The following is a 20,086-nucleotide window of genomic DNA, read 5'->3' on the forward strand; positions in this document are numbered from 1 at the left end:
GCCGCGAGTCGGGTGCTCATGTCCGCGTAGGCGTCGCTGCCAGGGCCCTCGGCCGGCGAGATCGGAGAGCCGGTGGCGGAGGCCGTCGTCGGCTCCGGCCTATGGCCTTGCGGGCTGTATCCAGTACTCATGGCACTGCCTCTCAAGTGGATCAGGTTGCGGAGTGCGGGCTCAGAAGCGGGCGTACCGGATGTCGATGCAGTCGGAGCACATGGGGATCGAGTCGTCATCAGGTGCTATGTCGAGGACAGACCCGCAGCCGCCTTCACAGTCGATCAGGTGCTTGAAGACGGTGCCGCACGAGAAGCACAGGGGCGTCGCCCCGGGCTGGCCTGCCGCGGTCACCGCGTCCGGCACAAGGGCGCATACCCCGCACTCCGGGCAGTCGACTACCGGCGGATCGCCGCCGTCCTGGAAAGCAGAATGCTCGTCCTGGCCCAGGATGATCCATGCGTAGTTGACGGCGGCGGACTCCGGGTTGTCCGGCCACACCTGATGGCAGAACAGGCAGCCAGGACCCTCGTCCTTGCCGTCGTAGGCGACCATGGCCCACTGCTCGCAGTCCGGGCACTTCACCGTAACGTCGGCGACCTTGGCCAGGTCGCTCCGGAGGTTGTTCATGCGCTGCTTGACCAGCGTCTCAATGCCCTTGAGCTGCAACCGGAACGAGTCCATGTCTCTTTCGACGCCCCGGGCTTCGGCGGGGTCGAGTCCTGGGATGAGGTGCCGGTGGATGAACGTGATCAGGAATTCGAGCACCCTCGCCGCGCGAGACTCGATGGCGTACGCGTTGTACGTCAGGCCGTAGTGCTGGAGGGCGTTGCGGCTCTCCCCGAGCTCCTTGATGCGCTTTCGGTCATTATCGTCGAGGTCCAGGCGGGCGATGTCGCGCAGGCGGTCGAAGGCGTCCAGGGTGCCGCAGCTCTTGAACTTGCCGCTCCCCCAGGTCTCGTGGGTGGCCTCGGCCGGGTTCTGGAAGATGAGGCTGAAGTGTTCCTGCGCGAGCCGGGCCTTGAGCAGCACCTCGGTGGCCGCCTGGAGGTGGAGCACCGTGTACTTGAGGTCGCGGGCGCCGGGCGGCTTCTCGCCTTCGGTCAGGTGCTGGAAGACGCTCACCAGGTAGTCCATGCCGTTGGACACTGGGGTGTAGGACACGTCCGGCCGCTGGGACGGGCGTTGCGCCTTCTTCTCGGTCTGGGCGGGCGCCGGCGTCGGCGCCGGGGCCCGCTCCGCGCCGCCCTCGGGCTCGTGGGGGTGCTGCGCGTCCGCCTGGTCGGTCATCGGGTTCCCTCCCCTAGGTACCGGCTATTCCAGGGAGAATCGTCGTCCCTCGCAGGTCAGTCAAATGGTTGCATCAACGAGCGGACAGCGGCGATGAAGATCGAAACGACTTCGGCGGATACTTTGTGGAGGTCAATCCCAAATATCCGTCATGATCGGCAATATCCCGCCGTCAGTATGGTGTTCGTGCGGGACGAAGATGTCTGGGATCCGGTGTGGCCTGACGTCGAAGGGCTGGTCATCGACGCGGTGGACGTCGTCGGGGACGTGGTGTGGATCGACCTGCATGGCCGGCAGCAGACGGTAGCGTGCCCCTCGTGCGACGCGGCCGCGTCGCACGTGCACAGCACGTTGTGGAAGTTCACGTAATTGCCCAGCTTCTGACGTGGGCTGACGGCAAGGCAGATTGCGAGCTGTTTCCAACTTCAGCTTGAGCAGGTCAGATGCAGGGTGAGGACCGCACCCGCAGCAACCGCTTCAAGCGCTGAACACTTCGCGAAGCGCTGCAGGCAGTCGCGAGCCGGCAGCTCGGCAACCACGACGACGAAAGGCAGATCAGCGCACCGGCTCAGACGTGCCTCGCGTCTGGTCGCGGCTGGCGACCACCAGGTATCCATCGCTCTCGGGATCGAAGGTGGTGGACTGCAGCGTGAGCCCAACGCTCCGCAACTGCGCCACGAGGTCCTCGTACCGGTAGGGCCAGATGGACGTCCGTACAGAGCCAACAACGGTTTGACGACCATCCACTCGCCGGGGTGGTAGTCATCCGCGCGCACCAGCCTTTTTGCAAGATCGGGGCGCTGCCGCCGCAAGTACGCACGGGCTTTGAGCGCATGAGCTGGCTGAGAGGCAATCTTGATGCGATCCACGTCTTCTAGCAGTGGGATCACGTTCGTGATGTCCTCCCACGTCGTCGCGCTTTGTTCTTCGAGGAGCACCGTGCCGTCGAACTCAAGCACCGACTTCGCGTAGTCAGCCATCAGCTGGGCCTCGGTGGCGCCGCTGCTGGTCGTACCGCCGCTGAAGATCACGCAGGTCCCCTGCGCACCGTCAGCGGCGATGGAGCGGATTCCAGCACGGACTCGCCATCGGTTGATCAAGTTCGCCGTCGCTTGGGGATTCCGGTACCCCAACACCCCCACGGCCGTGGAGGCGCCCCCGCTACTCCCCACGAGCGCTCGAGACCAGCGCCAGTTCAACCACTCGCCCCAGGCCAGGGCTGCAACCCCAGCTATCGCCAGTCCCATCCTTCGCCGCATGCGGCGACTCTAGGGCACCTCGGTATCGGGCCGCGGAAGAACCAGCCACCCTACAGACGACGCATTCTGTTAGGAGTTCTTAGTCGGGAGCCGTCGTCATTCTCGGTGCACCTCGGGCACGCCCGCCTCGGCGAGCATCGTGAAGAGGTCGCCTATGGGGCCGGTGCGGTCAGACCGGTCTGTGGTGAAGATCAGTCGATGAGCAGCCCGGGACAAGCCTACGAAGAAGGTCGATTTTCCTTCGCGCCGGTCGCTCCCGTACGCCCACCACTGTTTCGCGTGGATGCCAAGGAAGAACACAGTGTGGTATTCGAGGCCCTTGCTGCGGTGTGCGGTGAGCAGGACGACCGCATCAGCCCCTTCGAAGTCGTCGAGCACGTGCCCCCATTCGGTAGCGCCGTTGATCGCGGTCTCAAGGCGTGCCTCGAATGCGCCAAGGACGATATCGAGATCCTCCCCAGGGACTGCCGACTTCACGTAGCGGCGGAGAGCGGCGCCGTCGAGGAGGCTGACGACCTGGTTGATGGCTTCGGCGGCCGATGTGGCCGTTGGGGGGTGTGCACGGAGCCAGGTGCGTAGCTGGGTGGTCAGTTCGGCCAGTTCCTCGCTGACGCGACGTTGGGCGCGGTTGTCCTCGGTTGCTCCGTGGACGCGTTCCATGGTTGCCGCTACGTCCCGCCAAACCTTGGCGAGGCCATGAGGTTCGTTGGCCAAGCGGAGCAGACTCAGCAGGAGGCGGGCCGTCTCGCTTTTCAGTAAGTCCTGCAGGGGCATCTTGCCGAACCGGGCGTCATCGTTGCGGACTCTGATGCCGTGGGCGGCGAGGCGGGCACGAAACAGTGGCTCGTAGTCTTTGATCGTCTGGCGAGCGATGAGCGCGAAATCCGATGGCGTACGGTCCGAGGCGGCGATGTCCCGGGCGATCCAGTCGGCGATGAAGGTCGCCTCCTGATCGCTGTTGGAGAACGTCCACAAGACGGCTGGCTCGTGCCCGACTTCGGCGGTCGCCTTCGAGGTGGCCCGTACCGTGGTCGGGTCCAGTTTGCTCGCAATGACGTGCTGAAGTTCCACGAGCGCATCGCTGGATCGGAAGTTCCACGCAAGCGCATAGGAAGTGGCGTTGAAGGCGTCGGTGAAACGCTGGAGTGCCTCGGGTAGAGCGCCAGCCCAGCCCATAATCCGCTGCTTGCTGTCTCCGACCGCGGTGACTGTGGTCTCTGAGCCGAACACGGAGGTGAGGAAGGAGAATTGCGCGCTTGTCGTGTCTTGGAACTCGTCGACGAAGACCATAGGGTACGTCATGCGCAGGGCGCGTCTGAGCTTCGGCACCGCGCGGACGAGCAACTCGGCGAGTCGGTTGAGCATCACGAAGTCGACTTCCGCAGTTCCTGTCCGTAGATAGCGCGCGCGCCACCACTCGCGTACGGCGTAAGAGACGGCGTCGCCTTTGTCCTCTGTCGGCAGGCTCTCGGGCAGCTGCCAGCCACCCACGGTGTCGGGGACGAAGCGCCGGGCCTGGAAACCGAGTTTGCCGGATAGGGCTGGGGGTGCCGAGAAGGCGACGTCGTTGAGGAACTGGCTTACCTCGGAATCGGTCGTGTAGCGGATGTCGTACCCGTCGCTTATCCGCCAGTCCGCTGGCAGCGCTGCAGCGAACCGGTCCACCAGGCTCTTCGTGAAGGCGTCGAATGTCATGGACGCGAATCGGTCAGCGTGTTCCGGGACTCGGGAAGCGACCCTGCGGCCGAGGTTGGCTGCGGCGTCCTTCTTGAACGAGATGGCGAGGATGCGCTGGGGCCACGGGCAGATGCCGGTTTGCAGGAGGTAGGCGGCGCGCTGCGCGAGGAACTCCGTCTTGCCCGCGCCCGGACCTGCCACGACTGCGACATTGCCGGTGTCCCGCAGAGCTTCCCACGCGGCCGGTTCGAGGTCCGAGATGCCGATCGGCCGCCATTTCTGGGCAGAAATCAGTGTGGTAGCGGGCGCAGTTGGCGGGTTCGCGCGGCCCGACTGGGTGGGGACGCTCACAGGGAGATCTTTTCCTGGATGTGGCGCACGAGGCTTTGGAGCCACTCGGGCGCGTTCGCCTTCACCTCCGCGTTGCTCAGGCGGCCGAGCGCGCTGATGTGGGAGCTCGGCTTGGACCGGGTCACGAACAGGTAGCGGTACCAGCCCAGCAACTCAAGGTGCTCGGCGTCCCTCCAGTAGTCCTCCCTGGTCCCATTCTCGCCCATGACCGTGATGAGGGGATCGCCGGCCCCCGGTCCGCGGTCGCCCCCTTCGAGGTGCGTGTAGGCGTCTTTGAACGCCCTAAGCATGGCGTAGTCGAGGTCGAGGGGCGTGGCGTAGAAGACGCCGAACGTACGTAGGTGCTTCAAGATCGGAAGAATGGCATCGACTTCGAGATCGTCGGTGATGTCGTCGATCTTGTCGTAGCCGACGAGCCCTTCCAGCGGTCTCAGGCCGCTGGTGGCAAGGCGCTTGCAAGCATCGCGCAGCCGGGCTGGCCCGGCGCCGTCCTTGCCGTAATCGAGGTCCAGCAGAGTGGCGTGCGGGATGTCCAGATTATTCAGGAGCGTCCACATGTGATTGGTGTGCCGACCGCCGAGTGGCACCATGGAGATGAACGACGGATCCAGCTGGACGCCGTGTGCGTGGGCGATGCGGGGGATCACGAGTTGCTCGGAGTCGCCTTCGCCCAGTACCACGAACTTGGCGAAATACAGCTCTGGGTGAGCGCGCACCGCCTCACGCACGTACTTGCCAGCCTCCGTCGTATTTTCCGGGAGAATGATCTCGCGAACCGATGCTGTCGCGGTGGCGGCTTCCGTGCGGAGGTACCGGACGTCTTCGGGGCGGATTCGGGCCATGACGCTGGCGGAATGGCTGGAGAGTACCGTCTGCGTTGCTGGGCTGCCGCTCAACTCCTGCAGCTGGGTGATGATCCGGGACAGAAAGAACGGAGAAAGGCTGTTCTCGGGCTCTTCGACCGCGATCAGCGTCAGGTTCGGCAGGTGGGCGTTGTCCAGCGCGAAGTCTTTGGCGTGCTGACCGTCGTTGATTGCGCCCTCCACGTCGAGGGCAGCTGCCACCAGGGCGAGGTGAAGCAATGATCGCTGCCCGTCACTCAGCGTGCGGGCAGGGCGAGGGCGGCCGCTGCGGTCGGGCTCGAAGACGAGTTCGGAATCGCGGACCAACCGGTCGAAGTCGCCGTCGAGGAGCCGCAGCTTCGGGTCCGAGTGCATACCTGCATCATGGAGTTGCTGCCATCGCGCGGTCAGCGCCCCCTCCACGACCCGGACGACGGGTTCGTCGGTGAACTTCTCTGCGACCTCTGCCGCGTGCTCGCTCACGAGGTCACGCAGACCGCTTGACCACTGCGCGGCTCGCCAAAGCCGACTGCGGAGGAAAGAGGTCACCTGGCGTACGCCGTCGCGGGACGCCGGAATGTAGACCATCTGGATACGGCTGCGCTCCACCGGAGTGAGCGGCGCGTAGTCCTCCTCACCGTACTCTTCGACAAGGGTGTTGACGATCAGCCGTGACTCGGTGATGGCGCCCTCCACCGTGCCGTCATCGACCCATTGGGCCCGGAGTACCACCCGAACCTTCAGGTCGCCGTCCTCCGTGGCGGCCATGCGCCTGAAGAACTCCGGAATCAGCCGGGTTAATTCCTTCTGCCCCTCACGCTTCTCGCCTATCGCGGCCTCACCGTCGTCATCGGCGTCGAGTTCAGGGAAGGCGAGCACTACTTCGATCGTCAGCTCGCGGGTGGGAGGAGGGGCGGTCTCGCCGAGGGGCACGTGAAAGTCGTCCACGCGTACGGCCCGCTCCTTGGCGGACATCCCGAACAGCCGTAGCAGCGCCTCGCAGACTGCGGTCTTGCCCGAGCCGTTGGCACCGATGAGCGCAGTGATGCTCGGCTCCAGGCGGACGGATGAGCCCTCCGGCCCGAAGCACTTGAAGTTCTTCAGCACGAGCTTCTCGATGAACATTCGCCACTTTCCGGTTCAACGACGTCATGAACGGCAAGGCCCCGCGGATGACGGTATCGGAACCGCACGATCTCCGGGCAGGTTCCGATCAAACCACCGGGCACTTGACCGGCGGCCTCCTTTGTTCGGGGACGTAGCCAGCGACGCACCAGCAGTTCGAGCTGAGTGCCTGTCCCGTCTTGCTCGTGCCCGCGCTCGACAGCAGAGGCGACCAGGACCCTGCGGGGTGGCGGCCGCCGGCCGTGGACGCAACGTGCCGGTACGCCTCCGATCTGGTGCTGGATGCCGTGGGCACACTGACCAAGTGTTAACCTCGATGTTTCGTGAGGGTCCGTCAGCTTGCTGACGGACCCTTTCGGCTCGTTCGGGGCCGGAGATTCCTGCAGGTGGGCAGGCTGGTGGCCCGGCTGTCGCGTCGGGTGGGCGCCGGGTTCCACGGCTCCGGTCGGGTGGTGCTGCTCGTAGGGACGGGAAGTTGCTGGTCAGCCGGGGTTCGGCAGGGCCGCGAGCCGTTGTATGGCGTTGGTGATCACGCCGGTCCAGGGCCAGTGCCTGGCGAGGCGGAGGATGTGGCGGCGGCCGGTGGTGACCAGCTGGGCAGCGGCGGAGAACAGCCGCAGTCGTATGCGGCGGGGTTGCCACAGACGTGCGGCTCCGGTCAGCGCCAGCATCGGCATCCAGGCCAGCAGGTCCAGGGCGATCTGGACGATCTCCAGCCAGATCCGGTTCTGCGCGGCGTCGTGAAGGGGGAGGTTGCGCAGGCCGGTGGCGCGGGCGGCGCGGATGCGGTCCTCGGCTCTTGCTCGCTGGCGGTGGCGCAGTTCGAGTGCGGCGATCGGGATGTTCTTGGTGTTGGTGGCGAAGCAGGTCAGGCGCATGCCGTCGGCGTCGGTGAAGCGCAACTGGGCGCCGGGGTGCGGGCGTTCCTTCCGCACGATCAGCCGCATCCCCTTGGGCCAGCCCTTGAGACAGTCGCCGTCGAGCTCGGCCACCCAGGCGCCGTCGCGGATCTCGCCGTCCGGCTCGACGGCAGGCGTCCAGGCCGGTGCCGGGACCTTCAGGACGGCCTGGTGGACGGCATCGGTGATGGTCATGCCGACCGAGTAGGCCAGCCACCGGCCGCGGGCGGAGAGCCAGTCGACGAACTCGTGGGTGCCCCCGCCCGAGTCGGTGCGGATCAGCGTCCGCCGTCCGCGCCGGTACTTCTTCGGCAGCTGCGCCAGCGCGAGCCGGGCGGCTTCGATGTGGTCTGCAGCGGTGTTGCTGCCCGCGTTCCCGGGCCGCAGCAGAGCGGCCACCGGCTCCCCGGACCCGCCCCGGCCGTGGTCGACGAACCTCATCAGCGGATGGTGCCCGAAGGTCTTCTTCCAGGTCGCGGCCGCATCCTGCTTCTCGGAATGCGCGATCACCAGCACTCCGTCCAGGTCCACGACCACCTGCCCGGCCGCGTCCGGCGCCGCCTCCCCGGCCACCGTCCACACGTGTTCACGGACGTGAGCGCGGGCCTGCCGCAGTGCGGTCAGCGCCCGCTTCCCGCCTGCTGCCAGCGCGTCGATCAGCCGGGACACCGTCGGATCGGAGGCCACCGGCCCGAACACCGACGGCTCGGCCCGCAGCAGACCGACGTCCGCCGGCAGTCCCCGCCCAGCGCCACCGCGAGGGCCACATCCAGCAGGACCTTGCCCGGATCATGCACCGCCCGCGGCTTGCGCCACGGCGCCAGCGCCGCCGATATCGCCTGATCCAGACCGGTCTTGCGGACAGTCTCCACCAGCAGCACACCACCGGCCTGGGAGACCACCCCGCGACCACCGCCCTCGACACGGACACGCGGGTAGGACCCGATACGCTTCTTCACCTGGAGAGTGCTTCTTTCATGCGACGACCTGGACCCTAGACAAGTCCCATCGTTGCAGTTCAGGAGCACTCTTCACGTTTCTGATCAGCCACCGGACACCCTGGCACGCGAAAGCGCGAGGCTAGATCCCGGAGTGCAGGGCCGTCGCCTCGGCGGCAGAGATCGAGGTCAAGGGCTCTTACGTCCAGGCCGGCCAGGTAGGCGGTTCTGCACCGACGCGCGCTGCCTCCGTCGCCTTCGTGATGCCGCGCAGCGGCGACGGTGCTCTCTGCCAGCGTTCGGCCCGACGGTGCCCTGGCCAGCTGCGCGCCGGTCGCCGAGTGCGGGGGAACGAGGGTTTCTTCTCCCGCGGGCCAGAGCTTCACGGAAGTGCCTTGAGCGCCACCGCGAGCGCGAGGAGAATCGGTCCTCGAACAGGGAGAACAGGTGGAGGAACGTTGTTGCTGCTGGACACTGACGCCCTGCCCCCCGCCGAACGGCTAGAGGCATTCCGGCACGGGATGACCAACGAGTCGGTGCCCAACCGCATCGTTCACGAGTCCTCCGAAGGCGTTCACGCCCGGATGGAACTCTGGAACGTCGGGGACCTGCCGATGTTCTCCACGTACAACAGTGGCTTCGAGGCCCACCGCACCCCCGCGCACATCCGCAGGCAACGCAGCAACCCGGTCGTCTCGGTGTCGCTCCAGCACCGGGGGACGGGCCGCGCGGAAGTCGCCGGCGAGCGGCTGACGTTCGGGCCGGACGACGTCTGCGTCTTCCACGAGCTCTCGCCCCGCGTCTACGGATGGTCGGGCGACGGGGGATCCCAGGCCATGGTCTTCGACGTCGAGCGGATCGGCCTGCCCGTGGAGACGGTGGTCAGGGCCTCCCTCCAGCTGCGGGCCAGTCCGCTCCACGACCTGGTCCTGCGGCACCTGCGGGACATGTGGCGGAATCCGGGCCGACTGGCCCGGGACCCCGGCGCGACGGCCCTGGCGAGCGCCACCGCCGACCTGGTCCGAGCGCTCCTGATATCCGCGGCGCACGACCCGCGGACACCGGTCGTGCGGTCGGTGATGGACGAGACCCTGCTCACCCGGGTGATGGCCCACGTCCGCCGGCACCACACCGACCCCGGCCTCTCCGCGGAGAGTATCGCCCACGCGCACGGGGTGTCGGCCCGCCACCTCTACCAGGTACTGCGCGACGCCGACATGAGCCTGGAACAGTGGGTCATCTCCGAGCGGCTCGCCACCGCCCGGAAGATGCTGGCCTCGCCCGACCACGCGGGTCTCACCATCGGAGCCGTCGCGGCCCGCTGCGGCTTCTCCAGTCCGAGCCACTTCGCCCGTAGATTCCGGTCCGCCTACGACGTGTCCCCGCGCGAGTGGAGGCAGCAGGCGAGACGGGGGACCACCGCCCCGCCCCGCGCCTGAGTCCAGGGCTCGTGCTCCCGAAGAACACGTGCTCACCGAGTCACCTGCTCCGGAACGCTCCTGGGCCTTGAGTCGTTCAGCGGTCGTATGCTTCGCGCACCGCGTGAGCCAGGGCCGCGCGGGAGGCCACGTTGACCTTCGGGAAGATCTTGTAGAGGTGGGTGCCGACGGTGCGCGGTGACACCTTCAGCCGCTCGGCGATCTGCCCGTTGCTCAGGCCCGACGCCACGAGTCGCGCGATGCGCAGCTCCTGGGGGGACAGCTGCCACACCTCTGTCGGCCTGGTCCGCGCGACGACCGTGCCGGCGGCCCGGAGTTCCGCCGCTGCCCTGCCGGACCAGGGTTCCGCCCCGAGCCTGGTGAAATGCGTGTGCGCGGTCAGCAGGTGGGCACGGGCCTCCTCGGGGCGATGGGCGAGCCGCAGCCACGCGCCATGGCGCAGGTGCAGGCGGGCCAGTTCGAAGGGCCACGCGTCGGCCCCCGGCATCGCGTAGGCGGCCTCGCTGAGGGTGTGCACGTCCCCGCCTTCGGCGGCCATCGCCTCGGCGGCCGCCAGCACGAAGGCGTGCCGGGGCGCGATGTCCCCCATCCGGATCTCATGGCCGGCCGCGATGTGGCGCAGCGCCTCGGCGCGGCGTCCGGTCCGCACCGCCGCCTCGATCAGGTCGAGGAACACGTGCTGGAAGTGCGGCTCCTGAGGAGGGAACGTCCCCGGCGGGGTCAGGGACGCCGCCAGCGCGTACGCGGTCTCGTCCGCTCCCGAGGCCAGGGCGTGAACGGCGCGGATGCCGGTGATCCGGCGCAGGACGTAGGCCTGGCCGCGCTTCGCCGCCCAGGACTCGATCCGTTCCAGGACCGCTTCCGGCTGTCGGCCGCGTGCCGCGTGGACCGCGGCCTCGGTGAGGCGGAAGAGCCGTTCGTGGAGTCCGCAGCCCTGCTCCCGGGCCGTTTGCGCGCCCCGGCGGGAGACGGTGAGACAGCGGTCCCACCGGCCTCGCAGGTAGTCGTCTCCGCAGGTGGCGAGATCCACGTGCGCCTGGGTCAGATACGGGGCCCGCTGGACGACGCGGTGCCAGAGCTGGGCGTGCTCGCCCACGCTGTCGAGTGCGGCCGCGATCCACAGCAACTGCCAGGCGTCCCTGACCTCTTCCTCGGGAGTCAGCGCCGCTACCAGCCGCCGCAGGCGGCGCGTTCCGTCGGTGTCCGGACGGGTGGGCCGGTTCCAGAGGTCGAAGCAGAGCCGTGCCACGGCCCCGGAGCGGGGCAGTTCCGTGCGCAGGGCGTCCCGGAGCGCCGGCTCGTCGGAGAAGACGGCCGTCAGGTGGAGCAGGAAACGGAGGGTGGTCCGCGCGGTGTCGTCTGCCGTCGGCGCACGGTGGCGCAGACCGGCGAGCAGCGCCGGAAGGCGGAGGACGGCCGGGGAGAGATCGCCGTCGCTTTCGAATCGGACGTAAGCGTCGGTTAGTTCCCACAGGGGGCGGCTGTCGGCGGGTACGCCTTCGACCTCGGCGTCCGCCAGCAGGCGGATGGCGAGGGCCGGCTGTCCGCCGACGGCCGCCGCGTGGGCGGCGGCCGTGAGCCTGGCGCCGCGAGCTCCCGGGCGTGCGCTCAGCCGTGCGGCGTGCTTCAGAAGCATCGCGGCTTCGGGGTGGCCACCGTGCCGGATCCTGCGGCGGGCCACCTCCACGAGGTGGTCCGCCACGTCGTCGTCGGTGCCTTCGACGGCCGCGGCCAGGTGGGTGGCACGCCGCTCATCGTCACGGGGCAGCACGGCGGCCAGGGCGGCGTGGGCACGGCGCAGGTCCGCGGCGGAGGCCGTCCGTACCAGGCACGTGCGGACGAGAGGGTGCAGGAAGGTCAGTCTGGCGTGGTGCAGGCGGACCAAGCCGGACCTCTCGGCCGCCACCAGCGTGTCCTCCGCGGCCGGCGATCCGGCGGCGACGGCGGCCTCGATCGCCAGGCGGACGCTCCGCTCCTCGTGGCCGGCGAGCGCGTGGAGCAGGAGCAGGAAGCGGGTTCGCGGAGGCAGGGCGTCCAGCCGCACGGCGAAGTCGTGTGCCGGGCGGTCGCCCGAGGGAGCGGCGAGGGCCGGAGCCTGCTCCGTACGGTCGACGTGCTCCGGCCGCGCGGACGTTCCCACCAGGGCCAGCGGATTGCCGGCAGCTTCCCGTACGAGGCCGGCCCGGGCCTGCGCCGTGAGGTCGGGCCGGCGGCGGCGCAGGACCGCATCCGACTCGGCAGAGGTCAGCGGGGCGAGATCCAGCACCTCCGCACCGGTGCTGTCCAGGGCCGACGCGGCCTCGGCGCGCACGGCGCAGACCAGGACGATCGGCGCGGCGGCGATTCTGCGCTGGACGAAGGCCAGGACGCCCGCGCTGGGCGCGTCCACCCACTGGAGGTCGTCGACGGCCAGGAGCAGGGGCTGTTCGTCGGCGGTCCCGCTCAGCAGCGCCAGGGTGGCTGCGGCGACGGCTAACCCTCCGGGAGTCGTGCCCACCGCGGTGTCCAAGGCTGCTTCCAGACAGAGGCGCTGGGAGTCGGTCAGCACGTCGTGCCGGTCCAGCAGGGGCCGGACCAGCCGGCGCAGGACGTCGAGGGCCATGCCCGCCTCCGGGGCGGTGCCGACGGCCCGCAGGACGCGCAGCCCCCGTTCCGAGGCGAAGGCGGCCGCCTCGTCCAGCAGTGCGGTCCTGCCGATGCCGGCCTCGCCGCGCAGCCACAGCGCCCGCCCTCCGGCCGGGGCCGCGAGCACGGCGTCCCGCAAGGCTGACCAGGGGGCGTCCCGCCCCGCCAGCGACGTACAGGACCGAGGTCGTGCTCCCGTCGTGCCGTCGGACTGCATCGTGCCGCTCCCTGGAACCGTGACCGCGTCGAGCGGCGAGGACACGGCCCCCACCGCGATTTCGACGCTAGGACGCGGCCGGAACGGAACCGGCGGTCGCGCACGCACAGGCCAAAGCCCTGCAGCCACAGGCCGAAGTTCCGCGGACGCAGGGCGGACCTCCGCGGCCACTGGCTGCGGAGGTGCCCCTCCGGTTCTCTCCGTCCTTCGCGCGGCACCCACCGGGCGGGCGAGGGGAGAACGCGAAGCGGCCGGCCCGGACACAGAGGTCCGGACCGGCCGCTCGGAGGGGCGTATACGTCAGTGGGCGGTCATGCCGCGTCTCCCGCCGTGGGATCGACATGACGGTTGAGAAAGGCGAGGGCCGTGTCGGCGACCTCGCGCCATCCGCTGTCGATGGTGAGGGCGTGGCCCCGGCCCGGGATCTCCAGGATCTCCGTGACCGCGGACCCGTTGCGCACCTGCTTCTTGTACGAGGCGTGGGCGATCGCCCAAGGAACGGTGTTGTCCTTCTCCCCGGAGAGGATGAGCAGGGGACCCCGGTCGGGGTTCACGGTGTCCACCTTGACCTCGGTCCACGGGTTGACGTTCGCGGCCGCGGCCTGGAACAGCGGTTCGCCGGGGGCCGGCACGGCGAAGGTCTCGTACAGCTCGCGCGCCTCCGCCTCGCTCACGGCGTTGGCGAACGAGTACCGGAACTGCTCGTAGGTGAGCGGCACCGCCCGGTGGTAGTTGGCGGGGTTGCCGAGTACCGCACTGGCCGCCCGCAGGGAGGACAGTGGCAGGGGCAGCACGCCCCGGAACGGTGCCGGGTCGATGGCCACCGAGGCACGGGACAGCCCGCGGCCCGCGATGATCTGGGTGATCAGGCCGCCGAAGGAGTGCCCGACCACCACCGGCGTGCGGTCGAGCTTCCGCACGAGGTCGCAGAAGTGGTCGGCGACCTGACCGACGCTCTTGCCGGCGAAGACCTCGGGGTGAGCGTTGGCCTCCTCGACCGTCTCGGGGTCGTCGGGCCAGCCCGGCATGACGGGGACGAAACCGGCGGCGTCGAACACGCCCGCCCACCGCTCCCAACTGGTGGGCAGGAGCCAGAGGCCGTGGACGAAGACGACGGGGACGCGGCCGTCGGCGTTGGCTCGTTCGACCTGGGCCAGGTCACGCGCGTAGGAGCTTTCGGAGGGGAGAGACACGGAACATCCCTTCGGGAGTGGGGCGCGGTCAGCGCCGGACGGCGTCGGCGGCCGATCGGATCAGCGAGGTCACCGCGTGGGGGAAGCTGTGGAGCGGCAGGTGCGAGCTGGGGACCTCGACCGTGTGCGAACCCGCGCGCCGGGACTGGAAGCGCTGGAGCTCCGGCGGGATGCCGCGGTCCTCGGTGGCGATCAGCGTCCAGGACGGGAGCGTGCGCCAGGCCGCCTCGGTCGCCCGGTCGCCGAAGGCGGTGGCGCTCAGCGGACGCTGGACGGCGGCCAGGACGCGCGCGGTGTCGCGCGGCACGTCCTGGGCGAAGACCTGGTGGAACTTGTCGGTCCTGAGATAGAGGTCGAGGCCGGGGGAGCCGTCGGGCGCGGGTGAGGGCACCTGGATGAGTGCCGGTGCCAGCTGCGAGCCGGGGAACCGGGACGACAGTTCGCCGAGCACGTCGCCGGCGTCGGGCATGAACGCAGCGACGTAGACGAGTGCTCGGACGCCAGGGGTGCGCGCGGCGGCCTGGGTGATCACCGCACCGCCGTAGGAGTGGCCCGCCAGGACCACGGGACCCTCGACGCTTTCCAGGAAGGCCGTGATGTGGGCCGCGTCGTGGTGCAGTCCGCGCAGCGGGTTGGCGGGGGCCAGCACGCGGTAGCCGCGGTCCTGGAGCCGTTCGATGACGGGCGACCAGCTGGACGCGTCGGCGAACGCACCGTGCACCAGGACGATGGTGGGCCGGGGCTGTCCGGAGGGCGCGCGGTCCTGGGCGGCGGCGGGGTGAGCGGCGGCGGTGCCGATGCCGAGCGACGCGACCGTGGCGGCACCGGCCGTGATCGCCGTACGCCGTGAGAGGCCCTTTCCTGACATGGCCTGGGCATGGGACATGTGTCTGCGCTTTCTGTGCGGGGTTTCGGCGGGGCGGAGGGCGTCTTTCAGGCGCGGGTCAGCGGGGTGTGGACCAGGTGCTCGCCGAGGAACCAGACCTGGGTCTCGCCGGTCCGGATGACCTCGGAGACGATGAGGTCCTCGCTGCCGACGTCGTCCCGTTCCGCCACCCGGCGCGCGGCGTCCCGGGCGTCGACCAGGATCGTCTCGTGCGCCTCCAGGAGGCGCGACAGCATGGCGGGCAGCTCCTCCACGCCGTCGGGCGGGCGGGGGACGCGGGTCATCTCCGCGACGTGCCGGGGGTCGCCCACCGCGACGCCGCCGAGGCTCTGGACGCGTTCGGCGAGGAGGTCGACGATCGCCAGCTGCTGTTCCGCGTGCCGGTCAAGGAGCAGGTGCAGCTGGTGGAAAGTGGGCCCCCGCATGAGCCAGTGGTGCTTCTTGTACAAGGCGTACAGCATCTGGGTGTCGGCCAGCAGGAGGTTGAGGCGTCGGCAGGAGTACAGTCGGCTGTCGTGGGAGAGGCCGATGCCCACGTGCTGCAGAGTGTCGAACGCCTGCACCTCCCCTCCCGCACGGCTCTGGCGCGGTGGCGGGGTGTCGAAGGACGGGGGAGCCGTCATGTTTCACTCCGGATGTCTGAGGGATGGGTACGGAGTCCGCCGCCGGGACCCGTGGGCGTGGGGCGGTGCAGCACCACACGGACGGCCAGGCCGCTGCCCACCCCGCCGGCCACGGCGACGAGGGACCACCAGACGGGCCAAGGCGTCAGGCCCAGGGCCGCGTCCACGGACCAGCGGCCGGGACCGGTGAGGGTGAGGACCGCGGGCAGGACAATGAGGACCAACGGGTACTCGTAGCCGTCGTTCTGCACCCACAGCCCGTGCGGGAGCTTCACGGTCAGGGCCACGGTCATCACGCCGACGACACCGGCCGCGGCCGGCGGGGTCAGGGCGCCGGCGGCGAGCGTCAGCCCCGCCCCGATCTGGGCGCCGCCCGCGGCGAGAGCCGTCAGGGCGCCGCCGCGGAAGCCGTCGCCCCGGAATTCCGCGGCACCGCCCGCCAGCCCCTTGCCGCCGAGCCGGAAGCTCACCTTCTGCACTCCGTGCCCGGCGACGAGAAGCCCGACGAGAAGCCGCAGGACCAGCAGACCGATGTCCATCGTCGTGCTCCTGGGGGTGGTGAACGCCGGAGAGGGGATCAGCCCGCGGCGTGCGGGTCGATCATGGACTGGGCGTAGACGACCCCCATGCCGTAGGCGCCGCCGTGCTCCTTCACCACGTCGAGGGTTCGGGTGTACGTCTCCGAGCGCGCCCAGTCGCGCTGGAGCTCCAGCAGGACCTGGAGCCAGGTGACCGGGACGGCGCCGGCCGCGGTCATGCGCTGCATGGCGTGCTCGTGGGCCTCGGGCGTGACGCCGGCGGAGGCGTCGGCGACGACGTACACCTCGTAACCCTGGCCGAGGGCGGAGAGGGCGGGCAGGACGAGACAGACCTCGGTCCACAGCCCGGACAGGATGATCTTGCTGCGGCCGGTGGCCTTGACCGCCTCGACGAGCGCGGGGTCCTCCCAGGCGTTCATCGTGGTGCGGTCCACGATCTCGTGCTTCGGGAAGACCTCGCGCAACTGCGGCAGGAGCGGCCCGGAGAACGACTCGGCGGCGACGGTGGACAGCACGACGGGCACGTCGAAGACGGTGGCCGCCTTGGCGAGGCCGACGGTGGCGTTGATGACCCCGGCGCGGTCGGAGCTGGCCGCGCCGAAGAACATCTGCGGCTGGTGGTCCACGAACAGCATCATCGCGTTGTCGGGGGTGAGCAGGTCCGGGCTGGGGGCTGCCTCGACGGCATCGAAGTCGATCACGACGGGTCCTTTCAAGGGGATGAGAGTCGAGAGGGCGAAGAGAAGTGCCCGAGGGAGCAGGGCGATGCTGCATGGAACTGATTTATCGTCAGCTTGCGTGCTGGCCCGCTCTGTTCACGTGCAGACGCTACGGTCGTGAGAGGCGCCGCAGCTTTGCTCAGGGTGGCCGGGGCTGTTCTCACACTGCATGGCTCGTCGGCGTCCGCTCAGAGGACGAAGCATGGATCGAAGACCTGGGGGGCGTTCTCAGGGGCGAAGCCACGCGCGACCCGCCACTGGCGGTGCTGCTCCGACGCCGCCACCGCCTCGGCCAGGCGGTCCGCCTGGCGCGCCCCCGTGATTCCCGGTGGCGGGGTCGCCTGATAGCCGCCGAAGTGGGCCACCGGGCTCCAGGAGGGGCTGACGGGCGGGACCACTTCGTCCAGGCCCTCGTACTCCGCCGCCGCGTAGACCAGCCGGCCGCCGACGACGGTGAGGACCGACTCGATGTGCGGGATGTCGTCCCCGTGCACGGCGAAGTAGTCATGGGACAGGACCGCGAAGTCCGCCAGGAAACCCGTCCTCAGCAGACCCTTCACCTCGCCCTCGCCGGTCATCCGGGCGCCGCCCCGGGTGTACATCTCCAGCGCCTTCTCCCGTGACACCAGCCGGTCCGGCGGGTACAGGCAGAGGTCGCCCACGGTGCGCCCGGTGACGAGCCAGTGCAGGGCCACCCAGGGGTTGTACGAGGAGACCCGGGTCGCGTCCGTGCCCGCAGCCACCGGCAGGCCCCGCTCCAGCATCTCCGTGACCGGCGGCGTGCGTTCGGCTGCCTCGGCGCCGTACCGGTCGACGAAGGCCCTGCCCTGGAAGGACATGCGGTTCTGCACGCCGATCGAGCCGCCCAGCGTCGCGATCCGCTCCAGACTCCGCGGGGACACCGTCTCGGCGTGGTCGAAAAGCCAGCGGTTGCCCGAGGGGAAGAGGCCGTCCGCCGTCAGCTTCTCGAAGACCGCCAGATCCCGGCGGATGGTCTCGTCGTAGGTGGCGTGCAGCCGGAAGCCCCAGCCGTTCTCCATGAGCAGCCGGACGGCCTTCTCGAACTCGGCCTCGTAGCCAGCGGCGAGTTCGGGCCGGGGCTCCGAGAAGTTCTCGAAGTCGGCCGCCGCCCAGGTCAGGTTCTCTCCGGCACCGTTCAGCCGGAGCCATTCGTCGCCCTCATCGGGGCGTACGGTCTCGATCCACCGCCGAAGGTCGTCCAGTTCCTGTCCGGCGGTTTGCGGGAAGAGGTGGTACGCGATCCGCAAGGAGAGCTCTCCGGCCCGGGCCAGCTCGGTGACGGTCCGGTAGTTCTCCGGGAAGCTCTGGAACCCGCCGGCCGCGTCGACGGCGGAGGTGAGACCGAACCGGTTGAGTTCTCGCAGAAAGTGCCGGGTAGAGGTCTTCCGGTCCTCCTCGCCCAGCGTGGGCGCCGCCGCCAGCGTCGAGTAGAGGATCAGCGCGCTGGGCGCGGCGAGCAGGACCCCTGTCGGCTCCCCGTCACGTCCGCGCACGATCTGTCCGCCCCTCGGGTCGGGGGTGTCGCGGGTGTAGCCGGCGGCGCGTACGGCGGCGCGGTTCATCAGGGCGGACTGGTACAGGTGCAGGACGAAGACGGGGGTGTCCGGGGCCGCCGCGTTGAGTTCCGCCACCGTCGGCATCCGCCGCTCGGCGAACTGCTCGGCCGTCCAGCCGCCGACCACCCGTATCCACTGGCCCTTCGGGGTGCGGCCGGCCTGCTCTCGCAGCATGGCCAGCGCCTGCCGCAGCGAGGGAACGCCGTCCCAGCGCAGCTCCAGCACGTAGTTGAGGCCGCCCCTGATCACGTGCAGGTGCGAGTCGTTCAGGCCGGGGACGATCCGGCGGCCCAGCGCGTCGACCACGCGGGTCCGCGGCCCCACGTGCCGCGTGGCCGTCGCCTCGTCGCCGAGAGCGGTGATCCTGCCGTCGCGGACCGCCATGGCCGTCGCGGCGGGACGCTCCGGATCACCGGTATGGATCTTGGCGTTGCGGACGACGAGGTCCGCGGCGTCGCCGTCGTCGAGGTCGGGAAAGGGGGTGACACCGCTGACGGGCATCGTCGTCATGACGGGGCCTCTCGTTCTCGGGAGGAGTGGGGCAGGGCCCGACGAGCCCCGCAAAGGACAGGGGAGGGCGGCGGGTGGTTCTAGTCGCGCCGCCCGAGGATGGCGTTGAGCGTCCGGTCGAGCTCGGTCCGGATCCGCAGAGAGACGTCGTATGGCCGGGTCTGGGTCAGCGAGAGGAAGGAGCACAGCGTGTCCGTGCGGAAGCGCACCACGCAGGAGCCGTAGAGGGAGGCCAGTTCGATGTGCGTCTCGCCGGCGTCGCCGGGCCGGACCCGGACGTCGCCCTCGCCGACGGTCCGGACGACACCGTCCTCCAGCAGACTCCGGGCGAAGACCCAGGTCGCCGCCCCGCCCTCGTCTGGGCCTTCGGCCGGGGCGAAGTCGAGTCGCACCGCCAGCGGGTCGCCGGGATCGTGCCGGATCCACACCACGAGCCGGGCTGCGCCGTGGTCCGGCGATAACACGTTCACCGTGACGAGTTGCTGGACGGGCCTCACGGAGACTCCTCGAAACGTGGTCCTGGGGGACGCCGGCGCCATGGTGCGGGCGGACACGACGACCGGAGGGCTCAGAGCGTGCGTCGGACACCGGCCGCGCGTTCGAGGTTGCGCAGCTGGACGGAGAGGTCGCCCTCGACGGCGTGGTGTGCCGGGCCGCTGCGGCCGATCGGCAGGACCTGCTCGCCGCGCATGTCCTCCAGCATGAGGGCGAAGGCCGCGTAAAGGGCCGTGGAGGCCAGGACCAAGGCGAGGACGCCGGAGAGGGTGCCCAGCCAGGCGACGCCGGAGAGGTTGGCCACGGCGGCCACGGCGAACCGGGGGACGGCGACGCACAGCACGACCCACAGGGCCCGCTTGGCCCTGGCCACGCTCGCCATGAGGGCGGCGAACACGGTGAAGGCGAGGTTCAGGACGCCCAGCACCGCCGTGCCGCCGGGCGGGGCGAGGGCCAGGACGAGGGACGTGGCCAGCCAGGTCCCGGAGAAGCAGGCCATGAGCGTGGCCGCGAGGACGTCCCGGGCGCCGAACGCCAGGACGCCCACGAGGAGTTGGAGCACGAAGGCGGGCAGGATGGTGAAGGCGACGGCCCGGTGGGCGTTCTCCTCGAAGACGCCGAGCTGGAGGCAGCCGACGATGACGGAGGCGATGGCCACGGCGTAGAAGCCGAGGGGCATCGGTGACGCGATCGGACGGAGGTTGATGCGTGTCATGCTCCGCAGATCGGGTTCGTGGTGCCGGCCGCCGGGAACGGGCGTCGGGCTGTCGGGGGTGTCCATGGGCTGCCTGCCTGCTCGGAGGGGGAACGGGAAGAGCGGGGGGTACGCCGGCCTGCCGGGCCCGCGTACCCCGGGGCGTCCGCACGGGGCGGGCCCTGTCCCGGGCGTCG

The 20,086-nt window shown here is 69.8% G+C and carries 14 protein-coding genes and 3 pseudogenes; 2 read left to right on the forward strand and 15 right to left on the reverse strand.

What is annotated here, in order from left to right:
- Positions 1-171: 171 nt before the first annotated feature.
- Positions 172-1,281 carry a hypothetical protein gene (locus HB370_RS37460; RefSeq protein ID WP_030794508.1) on the reverse strand — a complete coding sequence of 370 codons (1,110 nt, stop codon included), beginning with the start codon at positions 1,279-1,281 and terminating at the stop codon, positions 172-174.
- A gap of 93 nt (positions 1,282-1,374) precedes the next feature.
- Here HB370_RS37460 and HB370_RS37465 point away from each other — a divergent pair, with 93 nt between their 5' ends.
- Entirely contained in the window at positions 1,375-1,650 is a 276-nt protein-coding gene (locus HB370_RS37465; protein WP_157855683.1) for a hypothetical protein, read from the forward strand.
- Positions 1,651-1,836: 186 nt separating this feature from the next.
- On the opposite strand, the pseudogene HB370_RS42235 reads toward HB370_RS37465, so the two are convergent.
- From HB370_RS42235 to HB370_RS37490, 5 genes and pseudogenes are all read right to left on the reverse strand, one after another.
- Positions 1,837-2,001 (reverse strand): annotated as a pseudogene (locus HB370_RS42235) (SAM-dependent methyltransferase); the annotation flags it as partial.
- A gap of 125 nt (positions 2,002-2,126) precedes the next feature.
- Positions 2,127-2,540, reverse strand: a pseudogene (locus HB370_RS37475) (ElyC/SanA/YdcF family protein); the annotation flags it as partial.
- Between the two features lie 96 nt (positions 2,541-2,636).
- A complete protein-coding gene (locus HB370_RS37480) occupies positions 2,637-4,568 on the reverse strand; it encodes an ATP-dependent helicase (RefSeq protein WP_051816285.1) in 1,932 nt (643 codons plus the stop codon).
- Positions 4,565-6,535 carry an AAA family ATPase gene (locus tag HB370_RS37485; protein WP_030794503.1) on the reverse strand — a complete coding sequence of 657 codons (1,971 nt, stop codon included), beginning with the start codon at positions 6,533-6,535 and terminating at the stop codon, positions 4,565-4,567. Before HB370_RS37485 ends, HB370_RS37480 begins: the two co-directional genes overlap by 4 nt.
- 482 nt (positions 6,536-7,017) lie before the next feature.
- Positions 7,018-8,393, reverse strand: a pseudogene (locus tag HB370_RS37490) (IS1380 family transposase).
- Positions 8,394-8,833: 440 nt separating this feature from the next.
- Here HB370_RS37490 and HB370_RS37495 point away from each other — a divergent pair.
- On the forward strand, positions 8,834-9,811 hold the full coding sequence (locus tag HB370_RS37495; protein ID WP_244405790.1) for an AraC family transcriptional regulator: 978 nt from the start codon (positions 8,834-8,836) through the stop codon (positions 9,809-9,811).
- Between the two features lie 76 nt (positions 9,812-9,887).
- On the opposite strand, the gene HB370_RS37500 is transcribed toward HB370_RS37495, so the two are convergent.
- The 9 genes from HB370_RS37500 to HB370_RS37540 form a co-directional block, all read right to left on the reverse strand.
- Entirely contained in the window at positions 9,888-12,653 is a 2,766-nt protein-coding gene (locus HB370_RS37500; protein WP_063766475.1) for a LuxR family transcriptional regulator, read from the reverse strand.
- Between the two features lie 311 nt (positions 12,654-12,964).
- Positions 12,965-13,846, reverse strand: a complete 882-nt coding sequence (locus HB370_RS37505) for an alpha/beta hydrolase (protein WP_030794489.1) — start codon at positions 13,844-13,846, stop codon at positions 12,965-12,967.
- 28 nt (positions 13,847-13,874) lie between these two features.
- Positions 13,875-14,714 (reverse strand): alpha/beta hydrolase, encoded by an 840-nt coding sequence (locus tag HB370_RS37510; protein ID WP_030794486.1) that lies wholly within the window; start codon positions 14,712-14,714, stop codon positions 13,875-13,877.
- Positions 14,715-14,779: 65 nt separating this feature from the next.
- Entirely contained in the window at positions 14,780-15,355 is a 576-nt protein-coding gene (locus HB370_RS37515; protein WP_030794483.1) for a DNA starvation/stationary phase protection protein, read from the reverse strand.
- Positions 15,352-15,894, reverse strand: coding sequence for a DoxX family protein (locus HB370_RS37520; protein WP_051816281.1), 543 nt, complete (start codon positions 15,892-15,894; stop codon positions 15,352-15,354). The genes HB370_RS37515 and HB370_RS37520 overlap by 4 nt, the downstream gene beginning before the upstream one ends.
- 38 nt (positions 15,895-15,932) lie before the next feature.
- A complete protein-coding gene (locus HB370_RS37525; RefSeq protein ID WP_030794477.1) occupies positions 15,933-16,595 on the reverse strand; it encodes a hydrolase in 663 nt (220 codons plus the stop codon).
- Positions 16,596-16,801: 206 nt separating this feature from the next.
- Positions 16,802-18,700, reverse strand: a complete 1,899-nt coding sequence (locus HB370_RS37530) for an amidohydrolase (protein ID WP_030794475.1) — start codon at positions 18,698-18,700, stop codon at positions 16,802-16,804.
- 80 nt (positions 18,701-18,780) lie between these two features.
- The gene (locus tag HB370_RS37535) at positions 18,781-19,170 is read right to left on the reverse strand and encodes an SsgA family sporulation/cell division regulator (RefSeq protein ID WP_157855682.1); all 390 of its coding nucleotides are present in this window, start codon (positions 19,168-19,170) and stop codon (positions 18,781-18,783) included.
- Between the two features lie 98 nt (positions 19,171-19,268).
- Positions 19,269-19,910 (reverse strand): GPR1/FUN34/YaaH family transporter, encoded by a 642-nt coding sequence (locus HB370_RS37540; RefSeq protein ID WP_244405792.1) that lies wholly within the window; start codon positions 19,908-19,910, stop codon positions 19,269-19,271.
- Positions 19,911-20,086 lie beyond the last annotated feature (176 nt).

This window comes from Streptomyces sp. DSM 40868 (genome assembly GCF_011820545.1).
GTDB classification, from domain to species: domain Bacteria; phylum Actinomycetota; class Actinomycetes; order Streptomycetales; family Streptomycetaceae; genus Streptomyces; species Streptomyces eurythermus.

Coding starts and splice junctions, on each gene's coding strand:
- HB370_RS37460 (WP_030794508.1), bottom strand. CDS start 1,281: ATGACCGACCAGGCGGACGCGCAGCACCCCCACGAGCCCGAGGGCGGC.
- HB370_RS37510 (WP_030794486.1), bottom strand. CDS start 14,714: ATGTCAGGAAAGGGCCTCTCACGGCGTACGGCGATCACGGCCGGTGCC.
- HB370_RS37530 (WP_030794475.1), bottom strand. CDS start 18,700: ATGACGACGATGCCCGTCAGCGGTGTCACCCCCTTTCCCGACCTCGAC.
- HB370_RS37500 (WP_063766475.1), bottom strand. CDS start 12,653: ATGCAGTCCGACGGCACGACGGGAGCACGACCTCGGTCCTGTACGTCG.
- HB370_RS37485 (WP_030794503.1), bottom strand. CDS start 6,535: ATGTTCATCGAGAAGCTCGTGCTGAAGAACTTCAAGTGCTTCGGGCCG.
- HB370_RS37515 (WP_030794483.1), bottom strand. CDS start 15,355: ATGACGGCTCCCCCGTCCTTCGACACCCCGCCACCGCGCCAGAGCCGT.
- HB370_RS37540 (WP_244405792.1), bottom strand. CDS start 19,910: ATGACACGCATCAACCTCCGTCCGATCGCGTCACCGATGCCCCTCGGC.
- HB370_RS37465 (WP_157855683.1), top strand. CDS start 1,375: ATGAAGATCGAAACGACTTCGGCGGATACTTTGTGGAGGTCAATCCCA.
- HB370_RS37520 (WP_051816281.1), bottom strand. CDS start 15,894: ATGGACATCGGTCTGCTGGTCCTGCGGCTTCTCGTCGGGCTTCTCGTC.